At 37.5% G+C, this 14,091-nt stretch carries 10 protein-coding genes; 8 read left to right on the plus strand and 2 right to left on the minus strand.

Features of this window, described 5'->3' with window-relative positions:
- Nucleotides 1-26: 26 nt before the first annotated feature.
- Nucleotides 27-3,200: a DEAD/DEAH box helicase gene (locus HNR27_RS00325; protein ID WP_429338383.1), complete on the plus strand. Its 3,174-nt coding sequence runs from the start codon at nt 27-29 to the stop codon at nt 3,198-3,200.
- A 59-nt stretch (nt 3,201-3,259) separates the two neighbouring features.
- On the opposite strand, the gene HNR27_RS00330 is transcribed toward HNR27_RS00325, so the two are convergent.
- Together HNR27_RS00330 and HNR27_RS00335 are read right to left on the minus strand one after the other, a co-directional pair.
- Nucleotides 3,260-4,552, minus strand: a complete 1,293-nt coding sequence (locus HNR27_RS00330; RefSeq protein WP_429338384.1) for a hypothetical protein — start codon at nt 4,550-4,552, stop codon at nt 3,260-3,262.
- Between the two features lie 226 nt (nt 4,553-4,778).
- Nucleotides 4,779-6,398: a long-chain fatty acid--CoA ligase gene (locus HNR27_RS00335; RefSeq protein WP_429338385.1), complete on the minus strand. Its 1,620-nt coding sequence runs from the start codon at nt 6,396-6,398 to the stop codon at nt 4,779-4,781.
- Between the two features lie 306 nt (nt 6,399-6,704).
- On the opposite strand from HNR27_RS00335, the gene HNR27_RS00340 reads away from it, so the two are divergent.
- The 7 genes from HNR27_RS00340 to HNR27_RS00370 all read left to right on the plus strand — a co-directional run bounded on the left by HNR27_RS00340 (nt 6,705) and on the right by HNR27_RS00370 (nt 14,071).
- A complete protein-coding gene (locus HNR27_RS00340; RefSeq protein ID WP_429338386.1) occupies nt 6,705-7,649 on the plus strand; it encodes a TAXI family TRAP transporter solute-binding subunit in 945 nt (314 codons plus the stop codon).
- 92 nt (nt 7,650-7,741) lie between these two features.
- The gene (locus tag HNR27_RS00345) at nt 7,742-8,272 is read left to right on the plus strand and encodes a DUF1850 domain-containing protein (RefSeq protein WP_429338387.1); all 531 of its coding nucleotides are present in this window, start codon (nt 7,742-7,744) and stop codon (nt 8,270-8,272) included.
- Nucleotides 8,265-10,280, plus strand: a complete 2,016-nt coding sequence (locus tag HNR27_RS00350) for a TRAP transporter permease (RefSeq protein ID WP_429338388.1) — start codon at nt 8,265-8,267, stop codon at nt 10,278-10,280. Before HNR27_RS00345 ends, HNR27_RS00350 begins: the two co-directional genes overlap by 8 nt.
- 98 nt (nt 10,281-10,378) lie before the next feature.
- The gene (locus HNR27_RS00355; RefSeq protein WP_212920250.1) at nt 10,379-11,731 is read left to right on the plus strand and encodes an MATE family efflux transporter; all 1,353 of its coding nucleotides are present in this window, start codon (nt 10,379-10,381) and stop codon (nt 11,729-11,731) included.
- Between the two features lie 134 nt (nt 11,732-11,865).
- The gene (locus tag HNR27_RS00360; protein WP_212920251.1) at nt 11,866-12,468 is read left to right on the plus strand and encodes a lysozyme family protein; all 603 of its coding nucleotides are present in this window, start codon (nt 11,866-11,868) and stop codon (nt 12,466-12,468) included.
- A 39-nt stretch (nt 12,469-12,507) separates the two neighbouring features.
- The gene (locus tag HNR27_RS00365; RefSeq protein ID WP_212920252.1) at nt 12,508-12,882 is read left to right on the plus strand and encodes a RidA family protein; all 375 of its coding nucleotides are present in this window, start codon (nt 12,508-12,510) and stop codon (nt 12,880-12,882) included.
- 16 nt (nt 12,883-12,898) lie between these two features.
- A complete protein-coding gene (locus HNR27_RS00370; protein ID WP_429338389.1) occupies nt 12,899-14,071 on the plus strand; it encodes an iron-containing alcohol dehydrogenase in 1,173 nt (390 codons plus the stop codon).
- The last annotated feature ends 20 nt before the right edge of the window (nt 14,072-14,091 follow it).

Genomic DNA, 14,091 nt, shown 5'->3' on the forward strand with positions numbered 1-14,091 from the left:
TTGTATAGAAGGCAGGTTAATAGAATTTGAGAAGACTCAGTGATATTAATATCCAAAGGCTTTTCCCTTCTTTAATCTATAAGCGGGGATTAGAATATTATAAACGTGGTCAAGTATCTGATCTTACATACGATAAAAATTACAATGTGTGGACAGCAACGGTTCATGGTACGGAGGACTATTTTGTAGAAATTAATATGAAAAACTTGGATTCGGGTTCTGTCGATACGTATTGTGATTGTCCGGCATTTGAAACATTTGGCTCTTGTAAGCATATTGTGGCTACATTAATAGGCATTATGGATCAAGAGTCACCTTCAAAGACGCAAGCCTTCTCTTCCTATGATTATGAAATGACGAATCGGTTTATCAGAGCACTTAGCAATATAAGTGGATCAGCAACAGTTACAGATATTGTTCCAGAAAAGACACCACTCCACATAGAGTATATCTTGAAGTGGTCGTATGATAAAAATATTTTAATTGAATTAAAAGCCGGTGAAAGTAGAAGCTATGTTGTTAAGGATGCTCATCAATTTATTCAAGATGTATTGGCAGGTAATGAGCACTTTTTTACAAAGATGTTTACGTACTCACCAACTCAACATTATCTATTACCAGAAGATAGGGAAGTATTAGAAATCCTTGGATCGATACAGAAAAACGAAAAAATATATGACGGTTACCATGTTTATCATTATCGGGGGAATGTGAGTGATAAGCGTGCAATTATCATTCCACCCCTAGTGTTTGAATCCCTGTTAGAAAAGTTAATGGAGCGAAACTTTATAGTCGAAGCAAATTCAAAGACCTATTCAGAGGTAAAAATGGAAAAAGGGAATCTGCCATTTCATTTTGCATTAAATAAAAACGAGCAGAACGATTTATTATTAACGATGCATGATGTGGAGGATAGTATTTATTTTAAAAACTATGAAATTCTCTTTTACAACGGAATATTCTATTTTCCGCTAAAAGAACAAATTCCGATATTAGAGCTAATTAGTCAATTTGGGAGAGTCGATCAGCATCTGCCTATTTCCAAAAAGCAGGCAGATGCATTTCTTTCCGAAGTACTACCATCTTTAAAGAAGGTCGGAGAAGTTACCATTGCGGATGATGTCTCCTCCGGTATAAGCCAGTTTCCACTTCGCGCTAAAATGTATTTAGAAGCAAAGGGAGATTGGATTATTGGAAAGCTAGAATATCATTATGGTGAATATGTAGTAGATCCATTTAGCGGTCGTGAGCAGTATGAGGTAATTATTATACGTGATGTTGAAAAAGAAAAGCAGATTATGCAGCTCATTGAGCATGCTAACTTTCATTATAATGGTAGGGAATTATTTATCGATGCAGATGAAGAGGAGCTTTATGACTTCCTATATAAGGTGTTACCTGTTTTAGATGAATATGTAGAGCTTTTTCTAACGCAAGAGGTCCGTAGCTTTATCATAGAAAATGAGCCAACACCTAGGACCAATGTTAGCATGGAGTCCTCAACGAATTTACTGGAAATTGGCTTTGATATGGAAGGGCTAAATGATGAGGAAATCAATAGGATATTAGACGCTGTCATTGAGAGAAAACGATATTACCGACTGCAAAGTGGGGAGATTCTTTCCCTTGAGGGGGAGGCATTTACCTCGATTCAACACTTCTTTGCAGACTTAGATATTCAAAAAGATGATGTACACAACGGAAAAATTCAAATGCCAGTTTATCGAGGAACACAAATAGATGAACTGATTGAAACAAAAAAGAATTATAATCCAGCTTTTCGTCAGTTATTACATCAGCTTACAGAACCAGAGGAACAGAATTATGAGCTTCCGAGCACACTGGAGGCTTCCCTTAGAACCTATCAGCTGACAGGATACAGATGGTTTAAGTCACTTAGCCATTATCATTTGGGTGGAATATTAGCAGATGATATGGGATTAGGAAAAACCTTGCAAAGTATTGCTTATTTGGCTTCTGAGCTAGGTGAACACCCGCATCTTATTGTCGCGCCGTCATCTGTTGTATACAATTGGAAGAATGAATTTGAAAAGTTTACGCCAAGCCTTACTGTGGCAGTGATGACTGGTACACCTCAGGTACGTCATGAAAAAATTAATACATTGAAAGATGTGAATGTGTGGATCACATCGTATGCAACATTAAGACAGGATATTGAGCTTTATCGCGAATGTATCTTTAAAGTACTAATATTAGATGAAGCACAGTATATTAAAAATTATGCAACAAAAACATCCAAAGCAATTCGCCAAATTAAATCAAGCAGACGTTTTGCTTTAAGTGGTACGCCAATTGAGAATTCCATCGAGGAACTATGGGCAATTTTTCAGGTGGTCTTACCAGGTCTAATGCCAAATCAAAAGACCTTTAAGCAGCTTTCTCATGAAAAAATTGCATCAATTACAAAGCCATTTATTCTCCGTCGTTTAAAAAAGGACGTTTTAAAAGAGCTTCCTGAAAAAATTGAGACGGTAAGTGTTTCAGAGCTTACAAACCAACAGAAGGAACTATATGTCGGTTATTTAAGGCAGTTACAACAAGAAGCGGCTCAGTCCATCAAAGAATCTGGTTTTCAACAAAATCGAATGAAAATATTAGCAGGCTTAACACGTCTCCGCCAAATATGCTGCCACCCTTCCTTATTTATTGAGAACTATGAAGGGAAATCAGGTAAGCTAGAACTATTGATGGAGACAATTATGACAGCTTTAGCCAATGGTAAACGAATGCTAATTTTTTCCCAGTTCACAACGATGCATGAGATAATTATGCAAAAGCTTCAGGACGAGGGTATCGATTATTTTTATTTGAGTGGTAATACCCCATCTAAAGAACGAGTAGAAATGAGTGAACGATTTAATCAAGGGGAAAAAAGTATATTTTTAATTTCTTTAAAAGCAGGTGGAACGGGTCTTAATTTAACTGGTGCAGATACGGTAATATTATATGATCTATGGTGGAATCCCGCTGTAGAGGATCAGGCTACTGGAAGGGCACACCGTTTTGGGCAAAAAAATGTTGTTCAAGTCATTCGTTTAATTACAGAAGGAACTATTGAAGAAAAAATATATGAGCTACAGCAAAAGAAACGGGAATTAATTGATAAAGTGATTCAACCAGGAGAGACAATGCTCTCAAGCCTAAGTGAAGAGGACGTTAGAGAATTACTGAATATTTAATGCTTCTTATTATTGTAAAGAATTTGAGGGGCCGCCTAAATAGCGTGCCCCTCAAAGCTCTACATATTAATTTGAAATAACTTCCTTGGCCTTCCTTTTTGGTAAGGTTTTTCCTCCCCAACTACTTTAATGACTTCCCCAACTAAGAGTTTATTTACTGTACGTTCGGCGCTTCTTTTGGTGACACGATAGTAGTTAGCAATATCATTGGAAGAAAATGGCTCATTATTACGTAGTTGAACAAAATCAATAAAATTATAGGACAGCTCATTATTAAGTTTTGCCTTATGAATAAGCGCTTGATAAAGTCTTGAAGTGTCAAAATGTTTTTTAACGCCTAACGGTCCAATGGTTTCCTGGCGATCATTCACAATATAACAGCTGCTATTTTGATTATGTAAACATGCATCCATTGCAAGCCGTGCATGATCTTCTGCCTGCTTGGCTGTTAAGCCTAAACCAAACCCGATTTCGATAGGAGTGGCTAATGCCTTCTCTATTTCCTTAATAAGTGGGAAATCGCGATAATGGTTTGTAATATGATCTAAAACCCCCCTAGTACCAAAAATGACGTATTGGTTTTCACTATTCGTCAGTACAGAAGCATATGTTTTATGGCCAAACTTTAGTAATATTTCATAAAGCTTTTGTTGTAATTCCTGTAGAAATTCTACTCCCTTTTCTTCCCTTACTTTCTCTATATCCTTGATTCTAACGTAGCCAGCTACAATCTGGGCGCTTTGACTTGTGTTTAAGCGTGCAATGGACTTGCACTGGGCAATAGCGTGATCAATATTAATCTTCGGTATTACCATTAAGTAAGAGGGGATGTCTGCATCTTGAAGCCTACTTTCTACTTCCTTCAAGGAGGTTAATACATAATCAATCTTTCCTTCTGCAAATAGCTGCTTATGAAAATCTACAACGTTACTAATATTTACTTCTTTATCATTACCATAGCTTAATGTGTAAATATCATCATGATTAATTGCTAGCTCAGAAAGTACTTCGCAAACATGCTCTTCCTTTGGTACATCAATGGCTAAACGTCGAAGCTTTACTTGATGTTTGTTTTTTAAATGGTAGAAGGAAGTTAATATCATATATTCGTCAAATGCAACTTGAACAGCTGGCAATCGCTTCTTTTTTATTTTTTGTTGAACATAAAGATACGGAAGCTCCTCTAGGAATAAATACACATCACACATAAAGGCTTTGTCAATTAGTTCAACCGTATCACTTGCTTTTGTATAAATAAATGGGACAACTTCAACATCATCATGACTTTTTAAAAATTCATCAAAGTAATCAATTAGCTCACTTCGCCCGAATATCGCAACTTTTATTTTCACTGTCTTCCCCCCTAAATGAAGTAAGTTAATTTAACTTAACTCCATGTAACTACAGATAACTGTAAAGAAAATTCTGTCTATTATATGTAAAAAATAACGTTAATTAGCGAACTAATTAACGACATGTTCGGTAATTTCTCTTAGTGTAGGTAATTTTCATAATATTGTCAAGTGGGTAAAGATTTGATATATGATGGAGAATAGCTAGTGTGAACTAGCTATTCTCCTATTCTTGAATGCTAAAACGCTCTCTTACTTGCTCACGTAACTCTCGTTTAAGAAATTTACCGACTGATGATTTTGGTATTTCATCAAAATATAAAACATCATCTGGAAGCCACCACTTTGGAAATTGGGCTGCAAGAAAGGCTAGAATATCCTCTTTCTTTACTTTACCTTCAAAGCCTTCATGTAATACAACACAGGCAATTGGTCGTTCCTGCCATTTATCATCCGGAATGGCAACTACACAGGCTTCAAATACAGGCTCATATGCCATGATGGCGTTCTCAAGCTCAACCGAAGAAATCCATTCCCCGCCACTCTTAATCAGGTCTTTTGTACGATCAACAATTTTAATTGTACCTTCTTCGTCGACCGTGACAACATCTCCCGTATGGAACCAACCATCTTTAAATGCATCGTTACTACGTTCATCCTTGTAATATTCATTTGCTATCCATGGGCCTCTTAGTAATAGCTCTCCCATATCTTTACCATTCCATTCAACTTCTCCCTGGTCACTTATCACTTTCATTTGCAGGCCAGGAACAAGAATACCTTGTCTTGCTCGTTCTTCAAATTTCTCTTCCTGAGTAATCGTTTGTTGGTAGCTTTTTAAACGAGAAATGGTAGCTAATGGTGTGGTTTCAGTTGCCCCATAAGCGTGATAGAATGGAATGTTATGTTTTTCTTCAAAGGCCCTTATTAGTCCAATTGGAGCAGCAGATCCTCCGCATAAAACCGCTCGTAAACTGGATGTATCATAATTTCCTTGCTCCAACTCCCGCAATAATCCAAGCCATATAGTTGGTACACCTGCAGTAATCGTTACTTTAAACCGTTCAATGAATTCGGCTAGTCGCTTTGGTGTAAAGCGAGGACCGGGCATGACTTGAGTTGACCCAAACCAAGTACAAGCAAAGGGAGTACCCCAAGCATTGACATGAAACTGAGGTACAACAGGCATGGAAACATCTGATTCGGAGATAGCAGCAGTATCAGCAAGGCCTAAAGCAAAGCTGTGCAATACAATCCCACGGTGAGTATAGATTACACCTTTTGGTTTTCCAGTTGTAGCGGATGTATAACACATACCCGCAGGTTGGTTTTCATCAATATTGGCTGCAAATGCATATAACGGATCACCAGTCGAAATTAATTCCTCATAGGAGTAAAGTGGTTGGATGCTAGATTCTGGAAGGTCAGCTTTATCAGTCATTACTACAAAAGCTTCTACAGTGGTTAAATATGTGTGTATGTGTTCAATCAGAGGTAAGATGTCTTCGTCAATAAATAAGATTTTATCTTCTGCGTGATTAATAATGTAAATGATGTCTTCCGGGGATAAGCGTATGTTTATCGTATGTAGTACTGCCCCCATCCCTGGTGCAGCAAAGTAAATCTCTAAATGGCGATGATGATTCCATGCTAACGTACCCACCCGATCTCCTTGCCGTATTCCCATTTCGTTTAAGATACTCATAAGTCTTCTAGTACGTTGACCGATTTCTCCATAATTTAATCGGTGAAGTTTATCATGTGTCTGTGAGATAACTTCCTTCTTGGGGAAAAACTGTTCAGCATGCTCCATCATTGACCCAACCGATAAAGGGATTTGCATCATACCTATTACCATCTCCTTTTATAATTTGGCTATTATTAAATAGATTATTAGATACAAATTATCATGATAGGACTAATAGCATAGGAAAATAATCTAATTAATCATAGCAAAAAGAAAGTAAGTAGCTGAGTCAATAATATCATATTATTTTGATAATTTAAAATAAAATTATAATACATCAATAAAGCCTTATTTAATAGTGTTTTCAGTAATTATAGCGCTTCCAGTTTCAACAATAGTTTGACAATTGTAGGGATTGTTCAGTAGAATAATAGTCAGGTTATTAAATAAAGGGGGAGAATTTCTATGAAAAAGAAGTATATTCTTTCTTTCGCTATATTACTAGTTCTATCGTTAGCACTAGCAGCTTGTGGCGGAAGTAAGCAATTAACGATGTTAACAGGCGGTACTGGTGGTACTTATTATCCATTAGGTGGAGAAATTTCTAATATTATTTCAGATCAAACAAATACAACAGTAACACCTTCTACTTCAAATGCTTCCGCAGAGAATATTGAGGCATTAGCAGAAGGGGAGGCTGATATTGCCTTCACGCAAACAGATGTTATGTCAAATGCGGCAGATGGTATTAACGCCTTTGAAGGAAAGGCTATCGACAATGTATTAGCAATTGGTTCTTTATATCCAGAGACTATTCAAATCGTAACAACGAAGGATTCAGGGATTACCTCTGTTGAGGATTTAAAAGGTAAGTCAGTATCTGTTGGTGCACCAGGCTCTGGTACCTATGTTAATGCAGAGCAAATCTTAGCAGCTCACGGCTTAGATATTGAAACAGATATTAAAGCACAAAAGCTAGACTTCGATGAGTCTACTGGTGGAATCCAAGATGGTAACATTGATGCTGCCTTCATTACAGCTGGTACGCCAACTGGTAGTGTAGAAGGTTTATCTGCAACGAACGAAATTACGATTGTTCCAATTGCCCAGGATAAAATCGATGAGCTAGTGAAGCAATTCCCTTACTATGCAGCAGATACAATTCCTGCAGGTACTTACAAATTGGAGAGCGATGTTACAACTGTAGCTGTTCTTGCGATGCTAGCTGTAACAGATAGCTTATCAGAAGATGATGTATATGAAATTACAAAAGCAATCTATGAAAATACAAGTAAAATTACGCATGCAAAAGGTAAGTTAATTTCTTTAGACACTGCTCTTAATGGTATTGGTATTGACTTACACCCAGGTGCAGAAAAGTACTATAAGGAAAAAGGTCTATTAGACTAAATAACTCGTAATTTAAATTTGTTGGAGGGTGGCCGGCTACCTGCCTATTTAGGGCTTGAAGCCGGTCTGTCCATTTTTTAGGTTGTGACAGCATGCAAAAGCTTTTACTAAAAAGATTCATTATTGGTTTTCTCCTACTGTTTATCCTGTCATTGACACTTTTTGTTCCATTTCGAACTGCCTTAGTATTTTACAGAGAGAATACAAGTCATGTTGAGGCATACCTTCCAATCGAGGAAGGTGACACATTTCAAATTATTTACACTCATTCCATCCACTTAACTGATGTAGTAGAAATATACGAAGCTTTACCAGATCATTCCATCAAACAAACGGAGCTTATTTATGAACATTATGGTATTGGGATGCCTTCGGATGCTGATGAAGGTGGAACTATTATATATGAGGATGGGAAAATTCATATTAAAGATATGGACCGGGTCTTTCCTTTTATTAATTTACGGAATGGAAAAACTGTTCCCCGTCATCGATTAGTGTGGGGAGATGATTTTAGTCATATGGTGTGGTTTAAAGATTTCTTTGAGCCTGGGGCACGTTTTACGATAAAAGTTGATAAACTTTCTTTATGGCAACTTTTGAAAGGAGTGAAAATCCATGAGTAAAGAGAAAAAACTCGTGACAGAACAATTGACACTGGAAGAACAAGAGGCATTAATGCAAAAGTATGATACAGAATCCAATCAGAGAAATGTTACTGGTATTGCTGCTATTATTATATTCACGCTTCTGATATCATTTTCATTATTTCAGCTATATACAGGTTTCTTCGGTGCATATACTGCCTATATTCAACGAACGATTCACTTAGGCTTTGCCTTAGTTTTAATTTTTCTATTGTTTCCGGCAAGTAAAAAAGGAAATAAGAATCGAAATAGGATTGCATGGTATGACTATGCCTTAGCATTAATTTCTTTTATCGTTTGTTTATACTGGCCTATTTTTTATGATTCACTTGTAAAGAACATTGGATCGATTAGTACCGTTCAAGTTTTCATAGGTGGCCTTGCTATATTACTTGTATTAGAGGCAACTAGACGTGCGGTCGGTCTACCGATTACGATAATAGCTGGTGTTGCATTGCTATATGCTTTACTAGGCCCGTACATGCCAGGCATGTTTGCACATAGAGGATTAAATTTGAACCAATTGGTAAAAACAATGTTCTTTACCACAGAAGGTATTCTCGGTACACCTCTTAAGGTATCATCGACATTTATTTTCCTATTCTTGTTATTTGGAGCATTCTTAGTGAAGACTGGGGTAGGAACCTATTTTAACGACCTTGCAATTTCAATAGCAGGGAGGAGGACTGGTGGCCCGGCAAAGGTTGCAATCTTCTCCAGTGCATTAAACGGAACGATATCTGGTAGCTCAGTAGCGAACACGGTAACGACTGGGGCTTACACAATTCCGTTAATGAAAAGACTAGGGTATAAAAAGGAATTCGCTGGCGCTGTTGAAGCCGCCGCGTCTACCGGCGGCCAAATTATGCCACCGATTATGGGTGCTGCAGCATTTTTAATGATTGAATTTGCTGGGGTTCCTTATTGGGAAATAGCGAAGGCAGCGATTATTCCAGCTATTTTATACTTCTCTGGTATTTGGATTATGACACATCTAGAAGCGAAGAAGACGGGATTGGTTGGACTACCGAAAGAAGAATTACCTTCAAAGAAGGAAGTATTTAAAAAAATACATTTACTAATACCGATCTTTGTCATTATTATTTTCCTATTCTTGGGTTACAGTATTGAGAGAACAGCTCTTTTAGGTATTCTCTCCGCTGTAGTGGTTAGTCTTTTCATGAAGGAAACAAGAATAACACCAAGAAAATTCGTTGACGCGCTAACTTCTGGTGCAAGAACTGCTTTAGGGGTAGCGGCAGCAACAGCCTGTGCTGGTATAATCGTTGGGGTAGTGACGAAGACTGGTCTTGGCCTTAAGCTTGGAAATGGGATAGTCGATATGGCTGGTACTCTAACAAGTAATGTGAATGTCCAGCTCTTACTGACTCTTTTATTTACGATGATTACATCGATCATTATCGGTATGGGCTCACCAACAACAGCTAATTATATTATTACATCAACAATTGCATTACCGGCAATACTAGCTTTAAATGATCAACTTGATTTTGCAATTCCAGTTTTAGCTGCGCATATGTTTGTCTTTTATTTTGGTATTGTGGCTGATATTACTCCACCGGTTGCTCTTGCAGCATTTGCGGCATCGGGTATATCTGGAGGGGAACCAATTAGAACTGGTATTAACGCCTCGAAATTGGCGATAGCTGCGTTCATAATTCCATATATGTTCGTTTTAAATCCACAAATGCTTATGATTGATGCATCATGGTTAGGTATAGTCTGGATCTTTATTACAGCATTTACAGGAATGATAGCAGTGGGTGCCGGTTTAATTGGATACTGGTATAAAGGCCTTAATTGGATAGAACGTATCTTATCTGTTATTACTGGATTATTATTGATGTATCCAGAAGGGTATTCTGATGCGATAGGATTAGTCTTATTTATTGGAATGATTGCTTACCAATTTATCTTTAAAAAAGATCAAGGTGTTGGTCAGCCTGTGGAAGCCAAGGGTGCATAAGGAAAGAGGGTAGAATCTCCCTGAAGGAGGATTCTACCCTTTTTGTTATTTCATGTTAAAATATTTATTAGATTAAATAGGAGGAAGGGTTGTTTGAAATGAAACGGCAACATGATTTTACACAAGGGAATATTTGGAGGCAGTTAATTGTCTTTTCTTGGCCAATCATGTTGGCCAATTTATTGCAAACTTCTTTCCAATTAATCGATAGTCTATGGGTTGGTAATCTTCTCGGAGCACATGCACTAGGAGCTGTTGCCGTTTCTGGGACGATAATTTTTACTGTTCTTTCGTTTATTATTGGGTTAAATAATGCAGCATTAACCATTCTATCCCAGCAAAAGGGGAAAAAGAATGAGGATGGATTGAAACGTTATTTGAATGCATTTGTTGTACTAATGTCAATAATGTCGATTGGATTAGGAATAGCAGGTTTTTTTGGTGCAAAGGGATTGCTTCAGTTACTTGGTACACCAAGAGAATTGTTACAACTAGCTACTGCTTATCTACAGATTAACTTCCTTGGGATGCTGTTTTTATTTGGCTATAATTTCATTAGTACCGTACTTCGTGCTTTGGGAGACAGTAAAACACCGCTACGGTTTGTTTTTATTGCAGTTTTAGTGAATTTAGTAATGGATCCATTGTTTATAGCTGCATTTGACTGGGGTGTAAAAGGTGCAGCATATGCTACCATTATTTCACAGGGATTTGCCTTTATGTATGGGGTTTTCTATGTGCTTCGGAACAAACTAGCACCATTTATGATACCAAGATTACCAAGCTGGAATGAAATAAAACTAATATTAAATTTAGGTATCCCATCTGGCCTTCAAATGTCTGTAATTTCGGCTGGCTCAGCTGCAATTATGAGCGTGGTTACTTCTTTTGGACCATCAGTCGTAGGAGGTTTTGGTGCTGCTGGACGATTAGATAGTATTATTATGCTCCCAGCACACGCTTTAGGTACTGCTGTCGGCAGTATGGCTGGTCAAAATATTGGTGTGCGAAACTGGGACCGTGTAGCTAAAATTGCAAAGAATGGGGTCATCTATAATTTTGCAATAATGGCTGCTATTGGGGTGCTTGTAGTTTTATTCGCTGAATATGCGGTGAAATTATTTATACAAGAGGAAGCGGCAGTTCAGTTTGCTACGAAATATTTACGAATCATCGCACTTTGCTATCCTTTTTTAGGTATTAATTTTATTTTGAATGGTGTAGTCCGGGCGGCAGGTGCTATGTATTCCGTACTGATATTAAACATTATTTCTTTCTGGATTTTAAGATATCCATTATCTTATTTGTTTTCCAAACTGTATGGAGATACAGGAATTGCAATCGGGATGGGCTTAAGCTTTATCATTAGTAGTGTTTTTGCTTTTCTATATTTTCGTTATGGAAAATGGAGAGATAAGGTGCTATTTAAGAAAAAGACACAGCATCATTAATTTATCCACATTTTGTGGATAGGTTGAGGATAACCCCAATATTTTGTATGGAAAAATAAAAAATAATACGAGATATTGACATGTTCTGTCGAAGGGATTGTGGATAACCATGTTAACAGATGGGAAGAGGGAGAATGAAAAGGAATACGAAGAAGGCATGGAAGCAGACAGTTTTATTAATGCTAACGATAACCGTGGTTTTTATAATGCTATCGGTTTTGACAAATCGTCCGAATGAACAGCCAATAGTACATCATGCAGTTCTTACCTATAAGCCCACTGTAGAAAAGTATGCGAAGGTGTATGATGTTGAGGACTATGTTGACATAATCCTGGCTATGATGATGCAAGAATCGGGAGGCAGGGGAAATGATCCAATGCAGTCTTCAGAAAGCTACTGTGGAAGCATTGGCTGTATTCAAGATCCGGAATTGTCTATCAAGCAGGGGGTATATTATTTCTCTGAAACATTAAAAGAAGCAAATTATGACTTGAAGCTTGCCATACAATCCTACAACTTTGGCAAAGGATTTATTCAATATGTTAAGGACACTGGGGAGCAATTTAATCAAGAAGTTGCAATTGAGTTTTCAAGGAAGATGTATCAGAATGCAAAAGATCCTTCCATATATAGCTGTCTACGAAAAGAAGCAAAACAGTATAATGCCTGTTATGGAGACATATATTATGTACAATCTGTGATGAGATACGCAGATGAAATGACGGAAGAAGAGTAATCATAAAAAAAGAATAATACCTTTCAAGGAGGATAAATAATGAGAAAAGAGATTCATACAGAAAAAGCACCAGCGGCAATTGGGCCGTATTCACAAGCGATAGAAGCAGGGAATATGCTATTTATTTCAGGGCAAATTGGAATCGAACCAGCAAGTGGTCAGATTGTATCGGGTATCGAAGCGCAAACGAAGCAAGTGATGGAAAATTTAAAGCATATAATGGAAGAAGCAGGGACAGACTTTTCTAATGTAGCGAAATTTACTATTTACTTATCCTCAATGGATGACTTTGCTACTGTTAATGAAATTTATGGTAGCTATCTACAAAAACCATATCCAGCACGTGCAACCGTTGAGGTTAGTAGGTTACCGAAGGATGTTTTAGTTGAAATTGATGCGATAGTTGTTAAATAAGAAGGAGGAACACTAATTGGACAATTTTACATATTACAATCCTACAAAACTTATTTTTGGTAAAGGACAATTAGATGCCCTGCCAGATCAAGTAAAGCAATATGGAAAAAAAGTGCTTCTTGTTTATGGTGGCGGTAGCATTAAGCGGAATGGGATTTATGACAGCGTAATGGCTAAACTAGCTGAAATAAATGCAGTGGTGTTTGAGCTCCCAGGAGTTGAACCCAATCCAAGAATCTCTACTGTCCGTAAAGGAGTGGAAATTTGTAAGAACGAAGGAATTGAGATTATTCTAGCTGTTGGTGGAGGAAGTACCATTGATTGTACGAAGGCCATTGCAGTTGGTGCAAAAACAGAAATCGATATGTGGGATATCATCACTAAAAAGGAATCAGCACATGATGCACTTCCATTTGGGACTGTCCTAACTATCTCAGCAACTGGATCAGAAATGAATAGTGGCTCTGTTATTACAAATTGGGAATTAAATGAAAAGCATGGCTGGGGAATCGCCCCATATACGTTTCCTAGATTTTCTATTCTTGATCCGGTGCATACCTTTTCTGTGCCAAAGGATCAGACGATCTATGGAATTGTAGACATGATGTCTCATGTACTAGAGCATTATTTTCATCTTGAGACTAATACAAAAGTTCAGGACCGATTCTGTGAATCCATCCTGATTACAGTGATGGAAACAGCACCAAAGCTGTTAGCTGATTTAGAAAATTATGAGCTAAGAGAAACCATTATGCTATCTGGTACATTAGCACTTAACAACATGTTGAACATGGGATTCCGTGGTGACTGGGCAACCCATAATTTAGAACATGCAGTAAGTGCAGTTCACGATATCCCACACGGTGGAGGACTTGCTATTTTATTCCCTAATTGGATGAAGCATGTATTAGATGAAGAAAATGTTGGACGATTTAAGCAACTAGCAGAGCGAGTATTTAGAGTGGATGCTAATGGTAAATCTGATCATGAGGTTGCAATTGAAGGAATCAATAAACTCCGTGAATTCTGGAATAGCATCGGTGCACCATCTAAGCTCTCTGACTACGGTATCGACGAAAGTTCTATTGAATTAATGGCAGACAAAACAGTTGTTGCTAGACCAGAATATGGCGTATTTAAAAAGCTTACCAAGCAAGATTCCATAGCCATTTTTAAAGCGAGTCTATAATAAGTGTTTCGACAAATTAT

The sequence above is a fragment of the Ornithinibacillus bavariensis genome (assembly GCF_050433565.1).
Classification (GTDB): Bacteria; Bacillota; Bacilli; order Bacillales; family Amphibacillaceae; genus Ornithinibacillus; species Ornithinibacillus bavariensis.

Bases quoted from the DNA above. Each gene is read 5' to 3' on its own strand.
- HNR27_RS00335 (WP_429338385.1), bottom strand. From the start codon at position 6,398: ATGATGCAAATCCCTTTATCGGTTGGGTCAATGATGGAGCATGCTGAA.
- HNR27_RS00340 (WP_429338386.1), top strand. From the start codon at position 6,705: ATGAAAAAGAAGTATATTCTTTCTTTCGCTATATTACTAGTTCTATCG.
- HNR27_RS00345 (WP_429338387.1), top strand. From the start codon at position 7,742: ATGCAAAAGCTTTTACTAAAAAGATTCATTATTGGTTTTCTCCTACTG.
- HNR27_RS00350 (WP_429338388.1), top strand. From the start codon at position 8,265: ATGAGTAAAGAGAAAAAACTCGTGACAGAACAATTGACACTGGAAGAA.
- HNR27_RS00355 (WP_212920250.1), top strand. From the start codon at position 10,379: ATGAAACGGCAACATGATTTTACACAAGGGAATATTTGGAGGCAGTTA.
- HNR27_RS00360 (WP_212920251.1), top strand. From the start codon at position 11,866: ATGAAAAGGAATACGAAGAAGGCATGGAAGCAGACAGTTTTATTAATG.
- HNR27_RS00365 (WP_212920252.1), top strand. From the start codon at position 12,508: ATGAGAAAAGAGATTCATACAGAAAAAGCACCAGCGGCAATTGGGCCG.